This is a genomic window from Vibrio sp. Isolate23, assembly GCF_022398095.1.
GTDB classification, from domain to species: Bacteria; Pseudomonadota; Gammaproteobacteria; order Enterobacterales; family Vibrionaceae; genus Vibrio; species Vibrio coralliilyticus_A.
In genome coordinates this window covers 1,005,900-1,021,299 of sequence record NZ_JAKEUV010000001.1, presented here as the reverse complement: position 1 = coordinate 1,021,299, position 15,400 = coordinate 1,005,900, and the positions used below count along the sequence as shown (strand labels likewise).

General features: G+C 48.8%; 13 protein-coding genes and 1 pseudogene. 5 read left to right on the top strand and 9 right to left on the bottom strand.

Annotated elements, in window-relative coordinates; genetic code table 11:
• Positions 1–253: 253 nt before the first annotated feature.
• On the bottom strand, positions 254–1,006 hold the full coding sequence (locus L1D31_RS04575) for an SDR family oxidoreductase (RefSeq protein ID WP_239835888.1): 753 nt from the start codon (positions 1,004–1,006) through the stop codon (positions 254–256).
• Between the two features lie 107 nt (positions 1,007–1,113).
• Here L1D31_RS04575 and L1D31_RS04570 point away from each other — a divergent pair, with 107 nt between their 5' ends.
• The 5 genes and pseudogenes from L1D31_RS04570 to L1D31_RS04555 all read left to right on the top strand — a co-directional run bounded on the left by L1D31_RS04570 (position 1,114) and on the right by L1D31_RS04555 (position 5,851).
• Positions 1,114–2,031 carry a LysR family transcriptional regulator gene (locus L1D31_RS04570; protein WP_239835887.1) on the top strand — a complete coding sequence of 306 codons (918 nt, stop codon included), beginning with the start codon at positions 1,114–1,116 and terminating at the stop codon, positions 2,029–2,031.
• Between the two features lie 52 nt (positions 2,032–2,083).
• Positions 2,084–2,348: pseudogene (locus L1D31_RS22650) on the top strand (transcriptional regulator).
• 276 nt (positions 2,349–2,624) lie between these two features.
• Positions 2,625–3,971, top strand: coding sequence for an ATP-binding protein (locus tag L1D31_RS04565; protein ID WP_239835886.1), 1,347 nt, complete (start codon positions 2,625–2,627; stop codon positions 3,969–3,971).
• Between the two features lie 205 nt (positions 3,972–4,176).
• Positions 4,177–5,112: a bile acid:sodium symporter family protein gene (locus tag L1D31_RS04560; RefSeq protein WP_239835885.1), complete on the top strand. Its 936-nt coding sequence runs from the start codon at positions 4,177–4,179 to the stop codon at positions 5,110–5,112.
• A gap of 118 nt (positions 5,113–5,230) precedes the next feature.
• The gene (locus L1D31_RS04555; protein WP_345772824.1) at positions 5,231–5,851 is read left to right on the top strand and encodes a MepB family protein; all 621 of its coding nucleotides are present in this window, start codon (positions 5,231–5,233) and stop codon (positions 5,849–5,851) included.
• A 283-nt stretch (positions 5,852–6,134) separates the two neighbouring features.
• On the opposite strand, the gene L1D31_RS04550 is transcribed toward L1D31_RS04555, so the two are convergent.
• The 8 genes from L1D31_RS04550 to accD all read right to left on the bottom strand — a co-directional run bounded on the left by L1D31_RS04550 (position 6,135) and on the right by accD (position 15,319).
• The gene (locus tag L1D31_RS04550; protein WP_239835883.1) at positions 6,135–7,391 is read right to left on the bottom strand and encodes an MFS transporter; all 1,257 of its coding nucleotides are present in this window, start codon (positions 7,389–7,391) and stop codon (positions 6,135–6,137) included.
• 49 nt (positions 7,392–7,440) lie between these two features.
• Entirely contained in the window at positions 7,441–8,616 is a 1,176-nt protein-coding gene (locus L1D31_RS04545; RefSeq protein WP_239835882.1) for an ATP-grasp domain-containing protein, read from the bottom strand.
• Between the two features lie 24 nt (positions 8,617–8,640).
• The gene (locus L1D31_RS04540) at positions 8,641–9,591 is read right to left on the bottom strand and encodes a 2-dehydropantoate 2-reductase (protein ID WP_239835881.1); all 951 of its coding nucleotides are present in this window, start codon (positions 9,589–9,591) and stop codon (positions 8,641–8,643) included.
• A 49-nt stretch (positions 9,592–9,640) separates the two neighbouring features.
• Complete coding sequence (locus L1D31_RS04535) at positions 9,641–10,870, bottom strand: ATP-grasp domain-containing protein (protein WP_239835880.1); 1,230 nt, start codon at positions 10,868–10,870, stop codon at positions 9,641–9,643.
• 99 nt (positions 10,871–10,969) lie between these two features.
• Positions 10,970–11,719 (bottom strand): glucose 1-dehydrogenase, encoded by a 750-nt coding sequence (locus tag L1D31_RS04530; RefSeq protein WP_239835879.1) that lies wholly within the window; start codon positions 11,717–11,719, stop codon positions 10,970–10,972.
• 33 nt (positions 11,720–11,752) lie between these two features.
• On the bottom strand, positions 11,753–12,985 hold the full coding sequence (locus tag L1D31_RS04525; protein ID WP_239836380.1) for an aminotransferase class III-fold pyridoxal phosphate-dependent enzyme: 1,233 nt from the start codon (positions 12,983–12,985) through the stop codon (positions 11,753–11,755).
• A 200-nt stretch (positions 12,986–13,185) separates the two neighbouring features.
• Complete coding sequence (gene panB / locus L1D31_RS04520) at positions 13,186–13,977, bottom strand: 3-methyl-2-oxobutanoate hydroxymethyltransferase (protein ID WP_045985501.1); 792 nt, start codon at positions 13,975–13,977, stop codon at positions 13,186–13,188.
• A 406-nt stretch (positions 13,978–14,383) separates the two neighbouring features.
• Positions 14,384–15,319 (bottom strand): acetyl-CoA carboxylase, carboxyltransferase subunit beta, encoded by a 936-nt coding sequence (gene accD / locus L1D31_RS04515; RefSeq protein WP_239835878.1) that lies wholly within the window; start codon positions 15,317–15,319, stop codon positions 14,384–14,386.
• Between the last annotated feature and the right edge of the window lie 81 nt (positions 15,320–15,400).

Below are 15,400 nucleotides of genomic sequence, written 5' to 3'. Positions count from 1 at the left end.
ACCTATAAACAGATTTCCTATTGTCTCTCATCAGAAAGATCGGTCAACCGATCCTTATCTGAACTACATTCCGGCACAAGAGCCACAACTGATGCGAGCGCCGGACGGTTTGTTTCCAACCATGCAACTCCCACTGAGGCTCGTCTGTCATGAGGAACTCAAAACGACGCCGCGTGTTTGATCTCTTGGCGGCGGAGTTAACTACCCTCGACGAATAACCGCCCCTCTCACTGGATGGACAGCACCACACCATTTACAAGCAATAACCGCCGTCAACGGTGATGTGGGCCCCTCGCAGCGCGAGTGAACTTGAGCTGGTGAGAAATTCAAGACTGGACAGCATTTCTGTCGGCTCTAGCATTCGGCCTAAAGGCAAATTCGCTAAGCTTGCATTAAGCTCGTCAATTTGATGCTCGCTCATGCCTGCCTTACTTTGGATCTCGGTGGCCGTCACGCCCGGTCTGAGATAGTTGATCCGGACGCCTTGGGGAGCCAGTTCCAGATTCAAAACGTTCGCGTACGCTTCGAAGGCCGCTTTACTGGCGCTGTAGCTCGACGCGGTTGGAAAGGCTCGCTCGACGACAATACTTGAAACATAGACCACGCTGCAGGGATCATTGAGGACAGGCAGTAAGGCTTGAAGAAGCATCGCTGGGCCGGTGAAATTCACCGACATCGTTCTCATCAGCTCACTCTTTGTGGTTTCGCTAAAGTGCCCAGGGTGAAACACCCCCGCATTCAAAATCACCGCGTCGAGTGTGCCGACGTTGTGGCGAATGTCAGACACAAGTGTTGGGTAATGCTGGGCGTTAGCATTGTCACACAATAGGCCAAGTATCTGATCCGGCGAATGGGCGTCATCGCATAGCCTTGCGGTAGCGTTGGCAATTCTCTCTTGATCACGGCCGGTAAACACCACTCGCCAACCTTGTTTTAAGTACTGTTTTGCCGCTTCAAAACCAATACCTGAGGTTGCGCCTGTGATTAAAATCGTTTGAAAAGACATGGTATTCCTTACCCTCCATTTATTTGGTTGCTTCAGAATACCAATTCGTATTAAATCTAAATAGATACCAAAAATGAACTTTATATGTTCCCAAAGAGAAACAATCTGTGGCCTTTCATAAACAGTTAGAAAACTTATACCTCTTTCATCTGGTCGCCTTGAGTGGCAGTTTTCAAGGGGCGGCGGACAAAGTCGGACTGCCACGCTCATCGGTCAGCAAACGCATTGCGAAGCTTGAGCAAACGCTGAACCTTCGCTTGCTTGAACGCAGCACGCGAAAGCTATCGTTAACACAAAGTGGCCATGAACTGCTCAAAAGCACCGAGCCGCTTCAACAGGTACTGCACCATACGGAAACGCTCAGCGAACAAGTTCATGCACGGCCGCAGGGCAAAGTCCGCATTGGCTGTTCAACGCTGATGGCCCATCGACTCTTGATCCCGCACATTCATGCGCTTAGCGATACCTATCCCGATATTTGCTTTGACTTCAATCTCACTGACGAAGTCGTTGATCTCATCGATAACCACGTTGATATTGCTATTCGTGTTGGCCATTTACCGGACTCCTCGCTGCTGGCGCGACAGATTGGTGAAAAAACCTTTGGTTGGTATGCCAGTCCGGCGTATCTGGCTCAAAACGGCACACCGGAGTCGCCGGATTCGCTGCTTCACCATCGATGTCTGGTGTTTAAAAATAAGGCGGTGACGCTGGATAATTGGGTCTTTGTGCATCCCAGCGGTGGCGTCAATGACATCAAAATCACCCCAGCGATGATCAGTGACGACGCGAGAGGCCTCGTGCAGCTTGCCACTTTAGGACAAGGGATCATCATGATCGACCCTGCCTTCATCGACCAAGAACTACGCTCAAGCGAGTTAGTCCCTGTTTTAACCGACTACACGCACCCAGATAAGCAGCCGATCCATTTGGTGTGTTTGGGCAAGAAGGGGCGTAGCCGCGCAGTCACCTGTGTATGGGAAGCGCTCAGTGAACATTTACTCATCGCTCCAAATAGCAATTAAGCCATCTTTTAGGGGTAAAATTGCTACCATAATAGCAACTTCCTTAATCTGTATGTTATCGCTTTATACCGCTTATGATTTGCAGCTTGAGCTCAAAGCGTTCATCAAGTCTGCTCGGAAAAAGACAAACTCAGTGTTCAGAAAATGGCCGTTCTCTCTGGTGTGCCTTACGCGACGATCAGAAAGTTTGAGTTAACGGGCAACATCTCATTGCGCCAGTTTCTCATGCTTTATGAGACCGTCGGTGACTTGAAGCCCTGACAAAGTCGTCTGAGCCTGAATTTAAATCCATCGAGGATGTACTTCGACATGCTTAAATCAAGCCCTCACCTCAAACACACGCTTAGCGCAGGTGAAGCTTCTTTCAATTTGATGAGGTGTATTTCGGGGCTCAATCAATCTATCGAGAGAGACAGGTCAAACAAAACAACGGGGTCAGTAAAACCAACACCCCTTAGTGCCTAAAGACTCTTTCATGGTTTATTTGTTAATGTAAAAATATTTACTGTAATAATTTTCACAGTAACTTAATTTACACTAATACCTTTATGCCCTATTCTATCGCTCATACATGAACGCCAAAGTAGACAGCCATGAAAAAATTTTATAACCGTCAGAGGGAGCTAAACGCTCTACAAACTGTTTCGGAGCAGATAGTCGATACAAAAGGCCAACTTAGCGTGATGGTTGGGAGAAGACGCGTCGGTAAAACCCGTCTTTTAAACGAAGCTTTTCACCAAGACAATACCCCATTCCTTTACCTTTTCATTAGTCGAAAGAGTGAAAGCGCCTTAGTGGCTGAATTCGCAGAAATCATCCATAGTGAGCTCGGTGTTAAGTTCTTCCAACCCCAAACACTGCGGGATATCATTGAGTTCTTGTTGGATTATACCAAGCAAAAACCGATGACAATCATTCTGGACGAGTTTCAAGATATCGACATCGTCAACCCTGCTCTCTTTTCCGACATTCAAAATTTATGGGATGCAAACAAGCGAGACTCGATGATGCACCTCGTGTGCTGTGGCTCCCTCTACAGTATGATGACAAAGATTTTCAAAGGCAAAGATGAGCCTCTGTTCAATCGCGATGACAGATTCTTTCACATTCAGCCTTTGCAACCTTCTTATCTTGCCGAGGTCATGAAAGATCATGATCAATTTGATGCTGAAAACATGCTTCGATGGTGGTGTCTATCTGGCGGGATACCCAAATACCTTGAGTGGTTAACCCGCTTCTCTGCGGAGAGCGATGATCTCTTTGAGGCGGTCATCTCCGAATTTTCACCACTCATAAAAGAAGGAACGCATCGACTCGTTGAAGATTTTGGTTCAGAACATCGCATTTACTTCGATATTCTTGGTGCGATATCAAAAGGCAACACAAGCCGTGCGCGAATTGAAAACTTCTTAGATATGAGCGTTGGCGTTCATCTGGAAAAGCTGGATGTAGTGTTTGATGTGATTACTAAACTGCGCCCGATCAGCTCAAAAGAGAACTCGCGAGATATTCGATACGCCATTTCCGATCCCTTTCTAAACTTCTGGTTTCGATTCATCCATGCCAACAAAAGTGCTGTTGAGATGGAGAACTACGAATACATCCGAAGATACATTGAACGAGACTTCACCGTTTACTCCGGTCTGGAATTGGAGAGCCTATTCAAAGCTATCTTGGTTGAATCCAAGCAATTTGGAAAGATTGGTGGATACTGGGATGCCAAAGGCCACAATGAGATCGACATAGTGGCGATCAATGACTTAGATAAGACAATACTCATTGCCGAAGTAAAGAGGCAGCAGAAACGTTACAGTGAGGCCAAATTAATAGAGAAATCCCATCACCTGTTGAAAAAGTTAAATCTAAAGGGGTATGACATTGAATATCGTGGATTTTCATTGGATAACTTAGTTGAAACGATGAACAAATATCAAGCGTAATCAACATCTCTGTCTCCCTGTCACAATGATCCGATACCATCGCCGTGTTGTTGGTGCCTAACTTTCAGCCTTTTCGACAATGAGCCAATTTGCTACACGGGTATCAAGCAAGAAGCCCAGCATACTAAAGGGTGAATTATTGTTTAGTTAGTGCACACAATCGATGTACTATTGAGAGCCAAAAGTTGAAAAGATTGAATCACTTATGCTTAGAATAATAATCAATGCGTTTCCACTCTGGGTGGTATTGGGTTCCGTTGCCGCTTACCTGCAACCTGCGCTATTTACACCACTCAAACCCCAAATCGTCCCTTTGTTGATGCTCATCATGTTGTCCATGGGCTTAACGCTAACACTCGATGATTTTAAACGTGTCACATCCAGTGTGAAGGCGGTGACGGCTGGGCTCATTCTTCAGTTCTCAGTCATGCCACTGAGTGCTCTGTTTGTTGCTCACGCCTTTGATATGGATATGGCGCTCACCATTGGTATGGTGTTGGTAGGCAGTGTCGCGGGAGGCACCGCCTCAAATGTGATCTGTTATCTGGCTAAGGGCAATGTCGCCTTATCCATCACCATGACCGCTTTTTCCACCTTGATAGGCGTGGTGATGACCCCGTTTTTAGTCGATGCCCTTCTGGGCGTGAACGTCGACGTCCCCGTTGGACCAATGGTGCTCAACCTGGTGAAAATCGTTATTATCCCGATCACCATTGGGATCGCCCTCAACCACTTCTTTCGTCGTCCAGTGACGGCAATAGCCCCTGTGTTGCCGCTTGTTTCAATGCTCTCGATTGTCATGGCCATCGCCATTATCGTGGCCCTTAACCATGATAAGATTGCCATCGTCGGATTGGGGGTCGCGCTGGCGGTCATCTTGCACAATGTCATGGGGCTTGTTTTGGGTTACTGGGTTTGCAGAGCGCTCAAGTTTGACTATGTGACCTGTAAGACGATTGCCATCGAGGTTGGCTTACAAAATTCTGGATTGGCCACGGCATTAGCGCTCAAATTTTTCTCCCCCATCTCGGCACTGCCTGCGGCGCTCTTTTCTATCTGGCATAACTTGTCAGGTTCAATACTCGCGCATTATTGGTCACGAGATAAACGCAAGCGATCGCGCGATCTCTCCGTGTCATAGACACGCAAAAGGAGGTTAGGTCAATGCGTTGACCGTCACGTCACCATACTGAGCGCCCCACTCATGCTTTTCGCGGGCGCTCTACCATTCACTTTGCCCTGCACGCCTTTGATCATGAATGTGCGCCACGGGCGTGTTTCAAGGGGAAATACTTTTGTCACAGAATTCGTATGTCCAGGCGTTGGATTGGTTTTTGCGTCACAACGTCTTGGCGAATGGCTACACGTTAACCCGCCCCATCGCGTTAGACCCTTACCCTCAGAATCGTCAGTATGAAGCGCTCGCGTTCTCCATTGATGGTCAACAAATCCTGTATAGAAAGGGCCATGTTACGCCCGATAGGCCGGGGCACTTCCTCACCATCTGGAAGCGCTCTGATGGGGAGGGTCCCGACTCGAAAAAGACGAGGCCTTTTGAGAAGCCGGATTTGGATTATCTGTTTGTGGAGGTCCATGATAACCAAACCTCCAAACAAGGGATGTTTATCTTTCCCTTAACGGTGCTGCTAAAGAAAGGGGTGGTCAGGTCAGAGAAAGCGAAAGGGAAAATGGCCTTGCGAGTCTTCCCTCCCTGGACTTCGAGTCGGGGTGAGGAGAAGTCTCAAGTGTTTTCTGAGTCGGCCAAGCGAACACAGCGTTGGCAATGTGAGTACTTTGTCTGGATGGAAGAGAATGTGATCACCGACGTCGAAAAATTTGCCCGTCTCTTTGGCGTGCCATTTACTCAGAACTGTTGGTAGGGAAAGAGCCTCACCCACAACTTCCCTACCACTTTCTTGGCCATACCCCAAGCTATCAATCAATCGAGGAGCCTTCACTGTCATGGGCTAAGACGACGCACGTCAAAGCCAGAACCGCGCGAGAGCCTCACGCGCGCATGAAAGTAGCTAAACGTCAGCAACGCCAAACGTTCAGGACTGACATCGGTAAGAATCCCACGATTGAACTTGTGATCCGAATCAGCGCTCCACCATACTGCCTTTTCGCGAGGTATAAGAAAGCGCAGTGAGGATGACGGGCCCGCTAGGCGGGCTCGAGATTATCTTGATCATAGCGTTCCTCGTATCGAGACTTCATCAATCGTTGGACCAGCGGAATGATCAAACAACAGCCAAAAAGGAACAAAAAGACAAAGTGGTCGAAGAACTGAAACACCGCACCGCCGACTAAAGGGCCAATGGATAATCCAATGATCACCATTGACGACGTGCCCATATAGATCCCTCGGTGCTTTTCCGGTGCCAGTTTATCCAGTTGAACACTTAAGTTCGGCACCAAGATGGCCTCCGCAACGCTGAAAATAAACGTGATCACCAGCCACAGAATCATACCGTGATCGGCAGAAATAAAAATGGTGGCATGCGATAGAGAAAGCAATACGGCGCTCAACAAAATCCGGTTCTCTGTCGACACACTTGCGAGCAGCTTCATTGCGATGGGCTGTGTAACGATCACTGTAATCGCATTCACAATGAGCATAAAGGACAAGATCTTAACCGCCGACTCAGCATCCAAGCTCATCAGATACTGGGGGATGGTGGACTCCACTTGAGAGTAGAGAAAATAGCACAAGAAGCCGCAAAACAAACAGCTTAAGAAAGTTTTGTCCTGCGCCACCACTTTGATGCTATCGATATGAGAATACGTTTCTGTAGTGGCCGATTCTCTCACTTTTACATCATTGATTTTTAATAAAACGTAAAGCAGAAATGGGATATAGGTCAACGCCGTGATAAAGAACGTCACTCGTTGCGAGTTCAACCCCGCCGCAATACCAATCAAGGGACCCGACACTGCCGCAATATTCACAATGAAGTAGCGAGCTTGCAGCGCCAATTCGCGTCGATGTGGGTCCTTCAGTATATCGCTGGTTAACGCTCGACTCGGTCCATCAATAAATGAGTATGAAATTCCGATCAGAAATAGCCCAAACCCAAACAAAATGATGTGTGCGCTCAACGCCAGCAAAACGTACCCTGAAAAGGCCACCATACAACCAACGACGAGAACGCGCTTCCTACCCACTTTATCGGAGGCGGAACCGGCGTATAAGCCAAAGACAAATGCTGCTAGGCCACTGGTCGTCATCGTCAATCCGATCTCGATCGGGCTCATACCAAATTCGGTCGTCAGTATGATTGCCAGAAATGGCCATACCATGAAATACGTCATTCTGGTCAGTAAGACAAATATCAGAATCGAGAGAACTTGAGAAGGAAGCGCGAGAACTTGCCGAATATAGGAACGCGTTTCATTCTGTGTTTGTATATCTTCTGCCATCGAGGGCCTCAGTTAAATGAATGGTTAAATGGGGAGGTGCTTAGCATACTCAGACGAAAGAGCTGATGGTGCCTTGGATGTCTGCCACTAGGCTTGCCATATGCACCTCACCGTCTTTGCTTCCCAACAATACGAACCCGGGTCGCTGCGTTGAATCGCCAATGTCGTTCGATAGGGAGGTCTTCTCGGGCCACTCTGCTCTCACGATATCCACTGAGGCAGGCAACCTATCTCGCAGTTGGCTTGGCGTGATGTGACCAAACAATGACAGGTAGCACATGGTGTGATATTGAGGTGCATCGGCCCAGCGATGGCAATCCGTTTCGCCATTAAAATGGGCTAGGATCGATGCTCGATACATGTTGACCCCGGTAACTTTGGAGACCATTTCCCAAATATAATCCCCCCCGCATCGGTTGTTGATCTCAATCAAGCCAAGCTGATGACCATCTTTCTTCACTTCAATATGCATTGGCCCGTGACGATGATTGATGGCGTCCAGTAACGCCACAACGTATGAACTTACTTCATCTTGCTCCGCTAAACTTAATGCCGTAGGGAAAACATGATGCGATTCCACCACCGTCCCTTCAATAAGCGCTTTGTCAGTGATCCCTAAGACATGGTGCTGACCGTTTAACGTCAACGTTTCAACACTGTACTCGATACCGGTGCAGTATTTTTCCAAAAGCACCTGTTCAAAGCCTTGCTTAAAGAGGCGCGATGAAAACTGCGTTACCTCTTCGTCGGTGCTACAAATTTTAACATTTGCGCTTCCCGCCCCCATTGGGTCTTTGACCACAATGGGAAGCGCCATTTCCGTCAATGCGTTGTGCACATCACTTTCCGTCACGCACGCGGAAAAAGGGAGAGCAAAATCGGTGTGAGCAAGGCGCTCTCGTAGCGTGGATTTATTTCGGCAACTTCGAGCAATGTCGTGTTCAATACCGGGCAAATTGAGCGTCTTCGTCGCAAACGATGCGGGAAGTACACCCAGCTCTGAATAAGAGAAGACCGCATCAATGGAATACGTATTGGACAGCTCAATCAGCGCATTGAGGACCGCTTCGTCGTTAAACGTATCAATCACAATGATCTGCTTGGCCGTATTTCGCAGCGCATCACCAATAAAATAGGGAATATTGACTGCGAGGATTTGACAGTGTTCAAGATGCAGCTCTTCAAAGATTTCATCTTGACCACCAATAATTACAATAGTGTTCATACAATCCACCGGAAATATGTTCAATCAGAACGTCACCAACGTCGCGCAGTATTGGTCCGTGTCGCTCTGAGTCAGGTAATGGGACTCCATCTGTTTGATGCCGTCGTACAGACGCCGACAGTTAGGGAGCATGATCCCGCTCAGATGGGCTCGATTGATCAGATGTCCTAATATCGATTCAATTTCGGTTTTCCTACCGTAAAAGACATCACGATTCATCGATGAATAGTTTTGGGCGGTCAGCTCAACCACTTCAACAATCTTGCGGCGTAACTCCTGCTGTGACCATGGTAAGCGCTCAGCTGTGCACACCGCGTAGATTTCCTGTACCACCTGTTCGAAAAGAGGACGATGGGCCTCTTCCATCAACGCACCATTTCGACATTGATGGAGCGCAGTGATCGGATTGATTGCCGAGTTGACCGCAAGCTTTAGCCATACTTTTTCGGCAATGTTCTGGGTCCAATACGATCGTGGGATCGCCTGAAACCATCGTGCGAGGGTAGCGTTCGTTAGGCCGTCGTGCGCCTCTAATGTGCCCAGCCATGTATCCCCGTAACCCATCTGTTTTACTGACAAATCGCCCACAGATACCACCGCGTTGGCGGTGGTACCCAGCACGATAGGGTTATGAGGAAAACGTTGCTGGACCGATTCAGACACGCCCATGCCATTGTGCAGCAAGACAATCACACATTTTGGGTCGATATGACGCTGATGTTTCTCAAGCGCCGCAACCACATGATACGATTTGAGACAAACCAGTAAGACCTTGGTCTGCGCCACAGGTGCAAACACCCAATCAGGTGAGAACTCGTCATGCACCCCCTCTGCACTTTCAAACTTAAGCGGGTGATACGGTTTGTTTCGGTATCGCTCACTGAGACACAAACTGACCGACATCCCACTTCGCATTAGAGAGGCCGCCACAAATCCTCCAATGGCCCCACCTCCGAGGACGGTCCAGACACTCATCGTCTACTCCTACTATTATCAAAGGCAACCATGGCCCCATCTCGATACTTTATGCCGTTTGGCCATCCCGCTGTTCTACAAACAAGAAATTGCCGTAGAACCAATCAGACAGCGCCTGATAGCGTGCCATCATATCCTCGAACGAGGCGCCCACCAGCACTGCCCCAAGCAAATACTCCGCCACAGACTCACCGACTTGGTACTCTTTCCCTTCCACGTAGTTTTCAAACGACAAGACAACACCTTTATCGTCGGGCAATACGGGCTCGAGTAGTTTCAGCTTTCCGTTTTTCGGAGAATACGTAACGGACGCGCTGTATTGATTAGGTCGAGTAGGGAAAAACGTCTTCGGGTATTTGACGCCCACCTGTTGTTTGATGTGAATCTCATTGAGGCGGACACCATAGGCTTGCTCAATCCCCATGGCGATAAGACCGCCAGGAGGACGAGAAGCGATCTCACAAAAGACGACTTCACCGTCGTTTTTCACAAACAATTCACAGTGGAAAACAAAATCACTGGTCTGTGGTAGCGCACCGACCACATCGTGTGCGAAGCCTCGAAGCTGTTGGGCCAACGCCAGCTCGGGGTTGATTAGGTAGGTACCAATTTCATCCCCATTCTGGAAGTTGAGCGGCGTACCATAGTATTTGTGACAGGTACTAAAGACGACTGCTCCATCCGTTACCACGCCATCGACATGGAACATATCCCCTTGTATATATTCTTCCACCAAACAGGCTCTCTCCTCAGCACCCAAGTGTTCGAGTTGTTCTCGGTGATGAATGATGTGGGTGGCATCCGCCCCCACTCCACTGATTGGCTTGGTGACCAGTGGGAAACCAAACGTCTCCTCTATCTCCTGAGCATGTTGGGAGATGGAGCTGTATTGCTTAAATTTAGGTACCCGTAGGCCCTTCTTTTGACACAAGGACTTCATGACACTCTTGTTTCGGTAAGCACTGGCCGACGCAAAGCTTTGCCCAGGGATCCCATGTTTTTCTCTTAATTGCGAAACTCTCTCCATGTCGGTTTCATAATGTGACACAAGCAGTTCAATATTGTGACGGTGTATCAACCTCTCTGAGATGGCATCGATGTCTGAACGGCAGTTTTCAACCCAATGGATGGACTCGAACAGGGAGTGATCAATATGTTGCTCAGCGCATGAGGTAATGAGATGGATCTGAATATTGCTGTCCACCTCTTTCAGCCATTTCCCAATATCAAAGGTGGGAATACCGAGAAAGTTGTTGTGCAGATAAGCAATGATTTCCATAAGTGGCCTTTTCGAGATGTTAATGAAAGGGGCAGTTCGTCAAGACAATGAACGCTGCCCTTTTGGTTTCTGTTCCCGTAGGGAACAGTCTAGGCTGAGTTAGATACAGCGGCCGCCATCGACCTCCAAGTCCACACCCGTCACCATAGACGCTTCCTCAGAAGCTAGGAACAGTGCTGCTTTGGCGACATCCACCGGTTTGAGGAATCGACCTAATGGTATGGTGTCGAGGAACGCTTGTCGGTTTTCTGGTGTATCGGGTTTCCCCATGAACTCTTCGAGCATTCCCGTTTCACCAATGACCGGATTTAGGGCACAGACTCTGATGTTGTCTTGGGCCAATTCAGCTGCCATGGATTTCGTCATCGTCACCACGGCACCTTTTGAGGTGTTGTACCACGTCAACCCAGGTCTCGGTCTGGACGCTGCCGTTGAAGCCGTATTAATGATCACTCCCCCCCCTGACGCTCGCATCATCGGCACGGCATATTTGGCGGTAAAGAACATCGATTTGACGTTGATCGAAAAGACTCGATCAAACTCGGCTTCTGTGACCGCCTCAAGTGCTTTTCTTGGGTGGGTCACGCCCGCGTTATTGACCAAGATATCCACAGTCCCCAGTTGCTCTCTGACTTGAGCGAAAAGACGTTGCACATCGCATTCTTTGGACACATCCGCTTGAAACGCCCACGCACGCCCGCCGATATCTTGCGCTACTTTTTCAGCGCCCTGACCGTTGATGTCGACCACCAACACACTGGCACCTTCTTGAGCAAACTTTTCACAAATCGCTTGCCCAAAACCCGATGCCCCCCCTGTCACTAGGGCGACTTTGTTTGTTAATTTCATCGTTAAACCTCAGAATTGAAAAACGTCCGTGAGTTACTTGATCCCATTTTTGGACACGTAGACGGCGGTGGCATCCAGCGCCTGTGCAAAGATGTCCAACATTTCGTCGATTTGCCACGGTTCGATGATCAATGGTGGGCAGAATGCAACGGTATTGTTACCTAGTGGACGGATGATGAGGCCACGTTTCTTACACTCCTCATACACGGTTTTGCACACACGATTGTCACTAAATGGTGTATGGCGTTGCTTGTCCGCCACCAATTCAACCCCCGCCATGAGGCCCCGGCCTCGCACTTCGCCAACTAATTCGTGGTCATTGAATCCCTGCAGTTTTTCCTGCAAATAGCGGCCCGTCATGTCGGCTTTCGCAAACAAGTCATCGCGTTGATAGATCTCCAGGGTTTTCAACGTGACGGCACATGAGACGGGATGGCCTGTGTAGGTAAACCCATGACCAAAGGAGCCCGCTTGAGACGCCAATGTCATCACTTCGTCGTAAATCGTTCCGCTCATGACTGCAGCACTCATTGGAATGTAGCCCGAGGACAATTGCTTAGCGAAACTCATCATATCGGGCGACTCGATCCCCACCGAGGTCGAACCAAAATCGCTCCCGGTTCTTCCAAAACCACAAATGACTTCATCGGCCCAGAACAAGATGTCGTACTTTCGCAACACTTGTTGCACTTTTGGGTAATACTCACTCGGGGGTACGATCACCCCCCCTGCCCCCATCACGGGCTCAGCGATGAAAGCGCCAATCGTATCTGGCCCTTCGTTCACGATCAGAGTTTCCAAGTTGTTCACGATCCGATCGACAAATTCCGTTTCGGACTCCCCTTCCCACTTACCTCGGTAATAATGCGGGTGGTCGGTGACAAGGACCCCGAGATCTTGTCGTGGGTGATTAAAGTGCGTGCTGGTTCCCGGCAGACAGGTCAGGGAACCAGAACCGACGGCGGTCCCGTGATAGGCTCTTTCGCGTGTGATGATTTTGCGTTTCTCATTGCCGTGAGCACTGGCACGGTATTGCAGGATCTTAATCAGTGTGTCATTCGCGTCGGAGCCGGAACAGCCAAAAAACACTTTCGCGTTTTTCGTTGGGACCATCGAAGTGAGCTTCTCAGCGAGCTCCATGCCCACTTCGTGAGATGTGCTGGTAAACATATGGGTAAACGCAATGTTACGCATTTGTTGGTTTGCCGCCTCGATCAGTTCCTCGTTGCCAAAGGCCAGCAACGGCCTCGATATAGCGCTTTCCATGTTGATCAAAAACGTATATCCCTTCGCCGCGTTGGATCAGCATTTCCTCACTTGCATGAGGGGGGGTGCCAGGGTAAATGATGTTTGACATCCAAAACTCCTATAAAGCCTGTTTCGAGTCACGCCCCGGAGTAGGGCCATCTTCAATGATGTGCCCTCATCTCAGGATCGTGGAAGTGTATTGAATCAACGACGCGTTCTTAGCAGTATGTGTGCTTCTCTTCTGGAAAATCTCGATGTTTTACGGCATTGACGAATGCGCTTAAGGCACCCTGAATAGAGTCTTGGCCCTGCATAAAGTTTTTCACAAACTTAGGGGTATGCGTAGATAAACCGAGGAGGTCATGCAGTACTAAAACCTGTCCATCGGTATCCGCCCCAGCACCAATCCCGATGACAGGAATCGAGAGTTCCTCGCTGATTTCTTTCGCCAATTGAGTGGGCACACACTCCAGCACCAACATGGCAGTTCCGGCGTTTTCGAGTTCTTTTGCTTCTCGCTTAATAGCATCGGCCTCTTCAACTGATTTGCCATGAACGCGATAGCCGCCCATGGTATTGATCGACTGCGGTGTCAACCCCATGTGCGCGCACACCGGCACTCCCATGGTCGTCAGTGAAGCAATAATGTCTGAAAGCCACGCTCCGCCTTCCATCTTCACCATGTGTGCGCCGGCTTGCATCAGCGCTGTCGCGTTGGCCAGAGCTTGTTCTTTATTGGAGTAAGCCATAAACGGCAAGTCAGCCATGATCAAAGACGACTTATTGCCCCGGGCAACGGCTTCAGTATGGTAGACCATGTCGCTCATTTTGACTGGTACGGTCGTTTCATGACCTTGAACCACCATACCCAGAGCATCCCCGACCAAAATGGTTTCAGCACCTGCTTCGTTAATAGCGTGGGTAAAAGTAGCGTCATACGAGGTGATACAGCTGAATTTTTCTCCCTTTGCTTTCATTTCTCGTAGGGTTTTAATTGTTATTTTTTTCATTCTATTTCCTTGTTATATAAAGATATATTGGGCTTTCATTAGGCTTATCGTTTTCTGGGCGGTGAAACTATAATGCAATAATTTTCATTGCAATCATGCACCTATTTGATTACATACATAAACAAGGGAAATGTGATACGAATATCAATTCGCTAAAAATATACAATCAGTTGTCTATAGAAAAAGAGGATTATGGCGTCGTGTCGACCATAGACAAGGACGTCTGAGGGAAGGAAGTGAACTGACGAGATCATGATCCATTGGAAGGTGGGATGGACAGCACCAGCGGCTTATCCATGCAGTTACCCTCACCAACATCTCGAATAAAACGGGGACCCTTTTTGGCGTACAACGATACCGCTCCCGCTTTGCCTGTCCAACGGGGCGGAATCCAGACCAATTCGCCTTAACTTACCGCGGTGGCGTCCATTTCTTTCGTCATGACTGGAGCGTCGCGCTGATTTGAGGCATTGGTATGAGCATCGACAGGCAAGGTGGTATTGGTCATTTTCGCGATCAGCCCGCTAACCCGCTGGCGCATCTGACGTCTATCGACAATCATATCGATGGCACCATGTTCGAGCAGGAACTCACTGCGCTGGAAGTTGTCGGGCAGTTGCTCACGCACGGTCTGTTCGATGACGCGTCGACCAGCAAAGCCAATGATGGCCTTTGGCTCGCCAATATTGATGTCCCCCAACATCGCCAAGCTGGCGGACACACCGCCAAATGTCTGGTCGGTGAGTACCGATATATACGGCAATCCATGACTGGATAATCGGTTGAGCGCGGCACTGGTCTTTGACATCTGCATCAATGACATTAAAGATTCTTGCATGCGGGCACCACCACAGGCAGAAAAACACACTAAGCCACAATTGGCTTCAATCGCCGCTTCCACCGCTTTGACGAATCGAGCCCCAACCACCGACCCCATCGATCCGGCCATGAATGAAAACTCGAAGGCGCAGGCGACGACGGGCATCCCGAACAGCTTGCCTTTCATGACCACTAACGCATCGGTTTCGCCAGTGGCTTTCTGGGCCTGTGCGATGCGGTCTTTGTAGTGTTTTAGATCCTTAAAATTGAGCAAATCTTTCGGTTCAAGATCGTCTCCGAGTTCCACTCGATGCTCTTTGTCCAAAAAGCTGTCTAACCGTCGACGTGCTTTCATTCTCATGTGGTGATCGCACTTGGGACACACATCCAAGTTTTCTTCTAACGCCAAGCGGTAGAGGATTTGTTCACACGCGGTGCATTTGGTCCAGACACCTTCTGGAATCGACGCACGACGAGTACTGATTTTATTTTTTCTATCAAAGAGATTTTCTAGCCAACCCATGGGAACCTTTTTCTAATAACTTACGAATCAATCATTGTATAAGCCAATTATTGGTAATAAAGTGCGTTAAATGGGTTTTAC

Bases quoted from the DNA above. Each gene is read 5' to 3' on its own strand.
- L1D31_RS04575 (WP_239835888.1), bottom strand. From the start codon at position 1,006: ATGTCTTTTCAAACGATTTTAATCACAGGCGCAACCTCAGGTATTGGT.
- L1D31_RS04565 (WP_239835886.1), top strand. From the start codon at position 2,625: ATGAAAAAATTTTATAACCGTCAGAGGGAGCTAAACGCTCTACAAACT.
- L1D31_RS04560 (WP_239835885.1), top strand. From the start codon at position 4,177: ATGCTTAGAATAATAATCAATGCGTTTCCACTCTGGGTGGTATTGGGT.
- L1D31_RS04555 (WP_345772824.1), top strand. From the start codon at position 5,231: ATGTGCGCCACGGGCGTGTTTCAAGGGGAAATACTTTTGTCACAGAAT.
- L1D31_RS04550 (WP_239835883.1), bottom strand. From the start codon at position 7,391: ATGGCAGAAGATATACAAACACAGAATGAAACGCGTTCCTATATTCGG.
- L1D31_RS04545 (WP_239835882.1), bottom strand. From the start codon at position 8,616: ATGAACACTATTGTAATTATTGGTGGTCAAGATGAAATCTTTGAAGAG.
- L1D31_RS04540 (WP_239835881.1), bottom strand. From the start codon at position 9,591: ATGAGTGTCTGGACCGTCCTCGGAGGTGGGGCCATTGGAGGATTTGTG.
- L1D31_RS04535 (WP_239835880.1), bottom strand. From the start codon at position 10,870: ATGGAAATCATTGCTTATCTGCACAACAACTTTCTCGGTATTCCCACC.
- L1D31_RS04530 (WP_239835879.1), bottom strand. From the start codon at position 11,719: ATGAAATTAACAAACAAAGTCGCCCTAGTGACAGGGGGGGCATCGGGT.
- L1D31_RS04525 (WP_239836380.1), bottom strand. From the start codon at position 12,985: ATGGAAAGCGCTATATCGAGGCCGTTGCTGGCCTTTGGCAACGAGGAA.
- panB (WP_045985501.1), bottom strand. From the start codon at position 13,977: ATGAAAAAAATAACAATTAAAACCCTACGAGAAATGAAAGCAAAGGGA.
- accD (WP_239835878.1), bottom strand. From the start codon at position 15,319: ATGGGTTGGCTAGAAAATCTCTTTGATAGAAAAAATAAAATCAGTACT.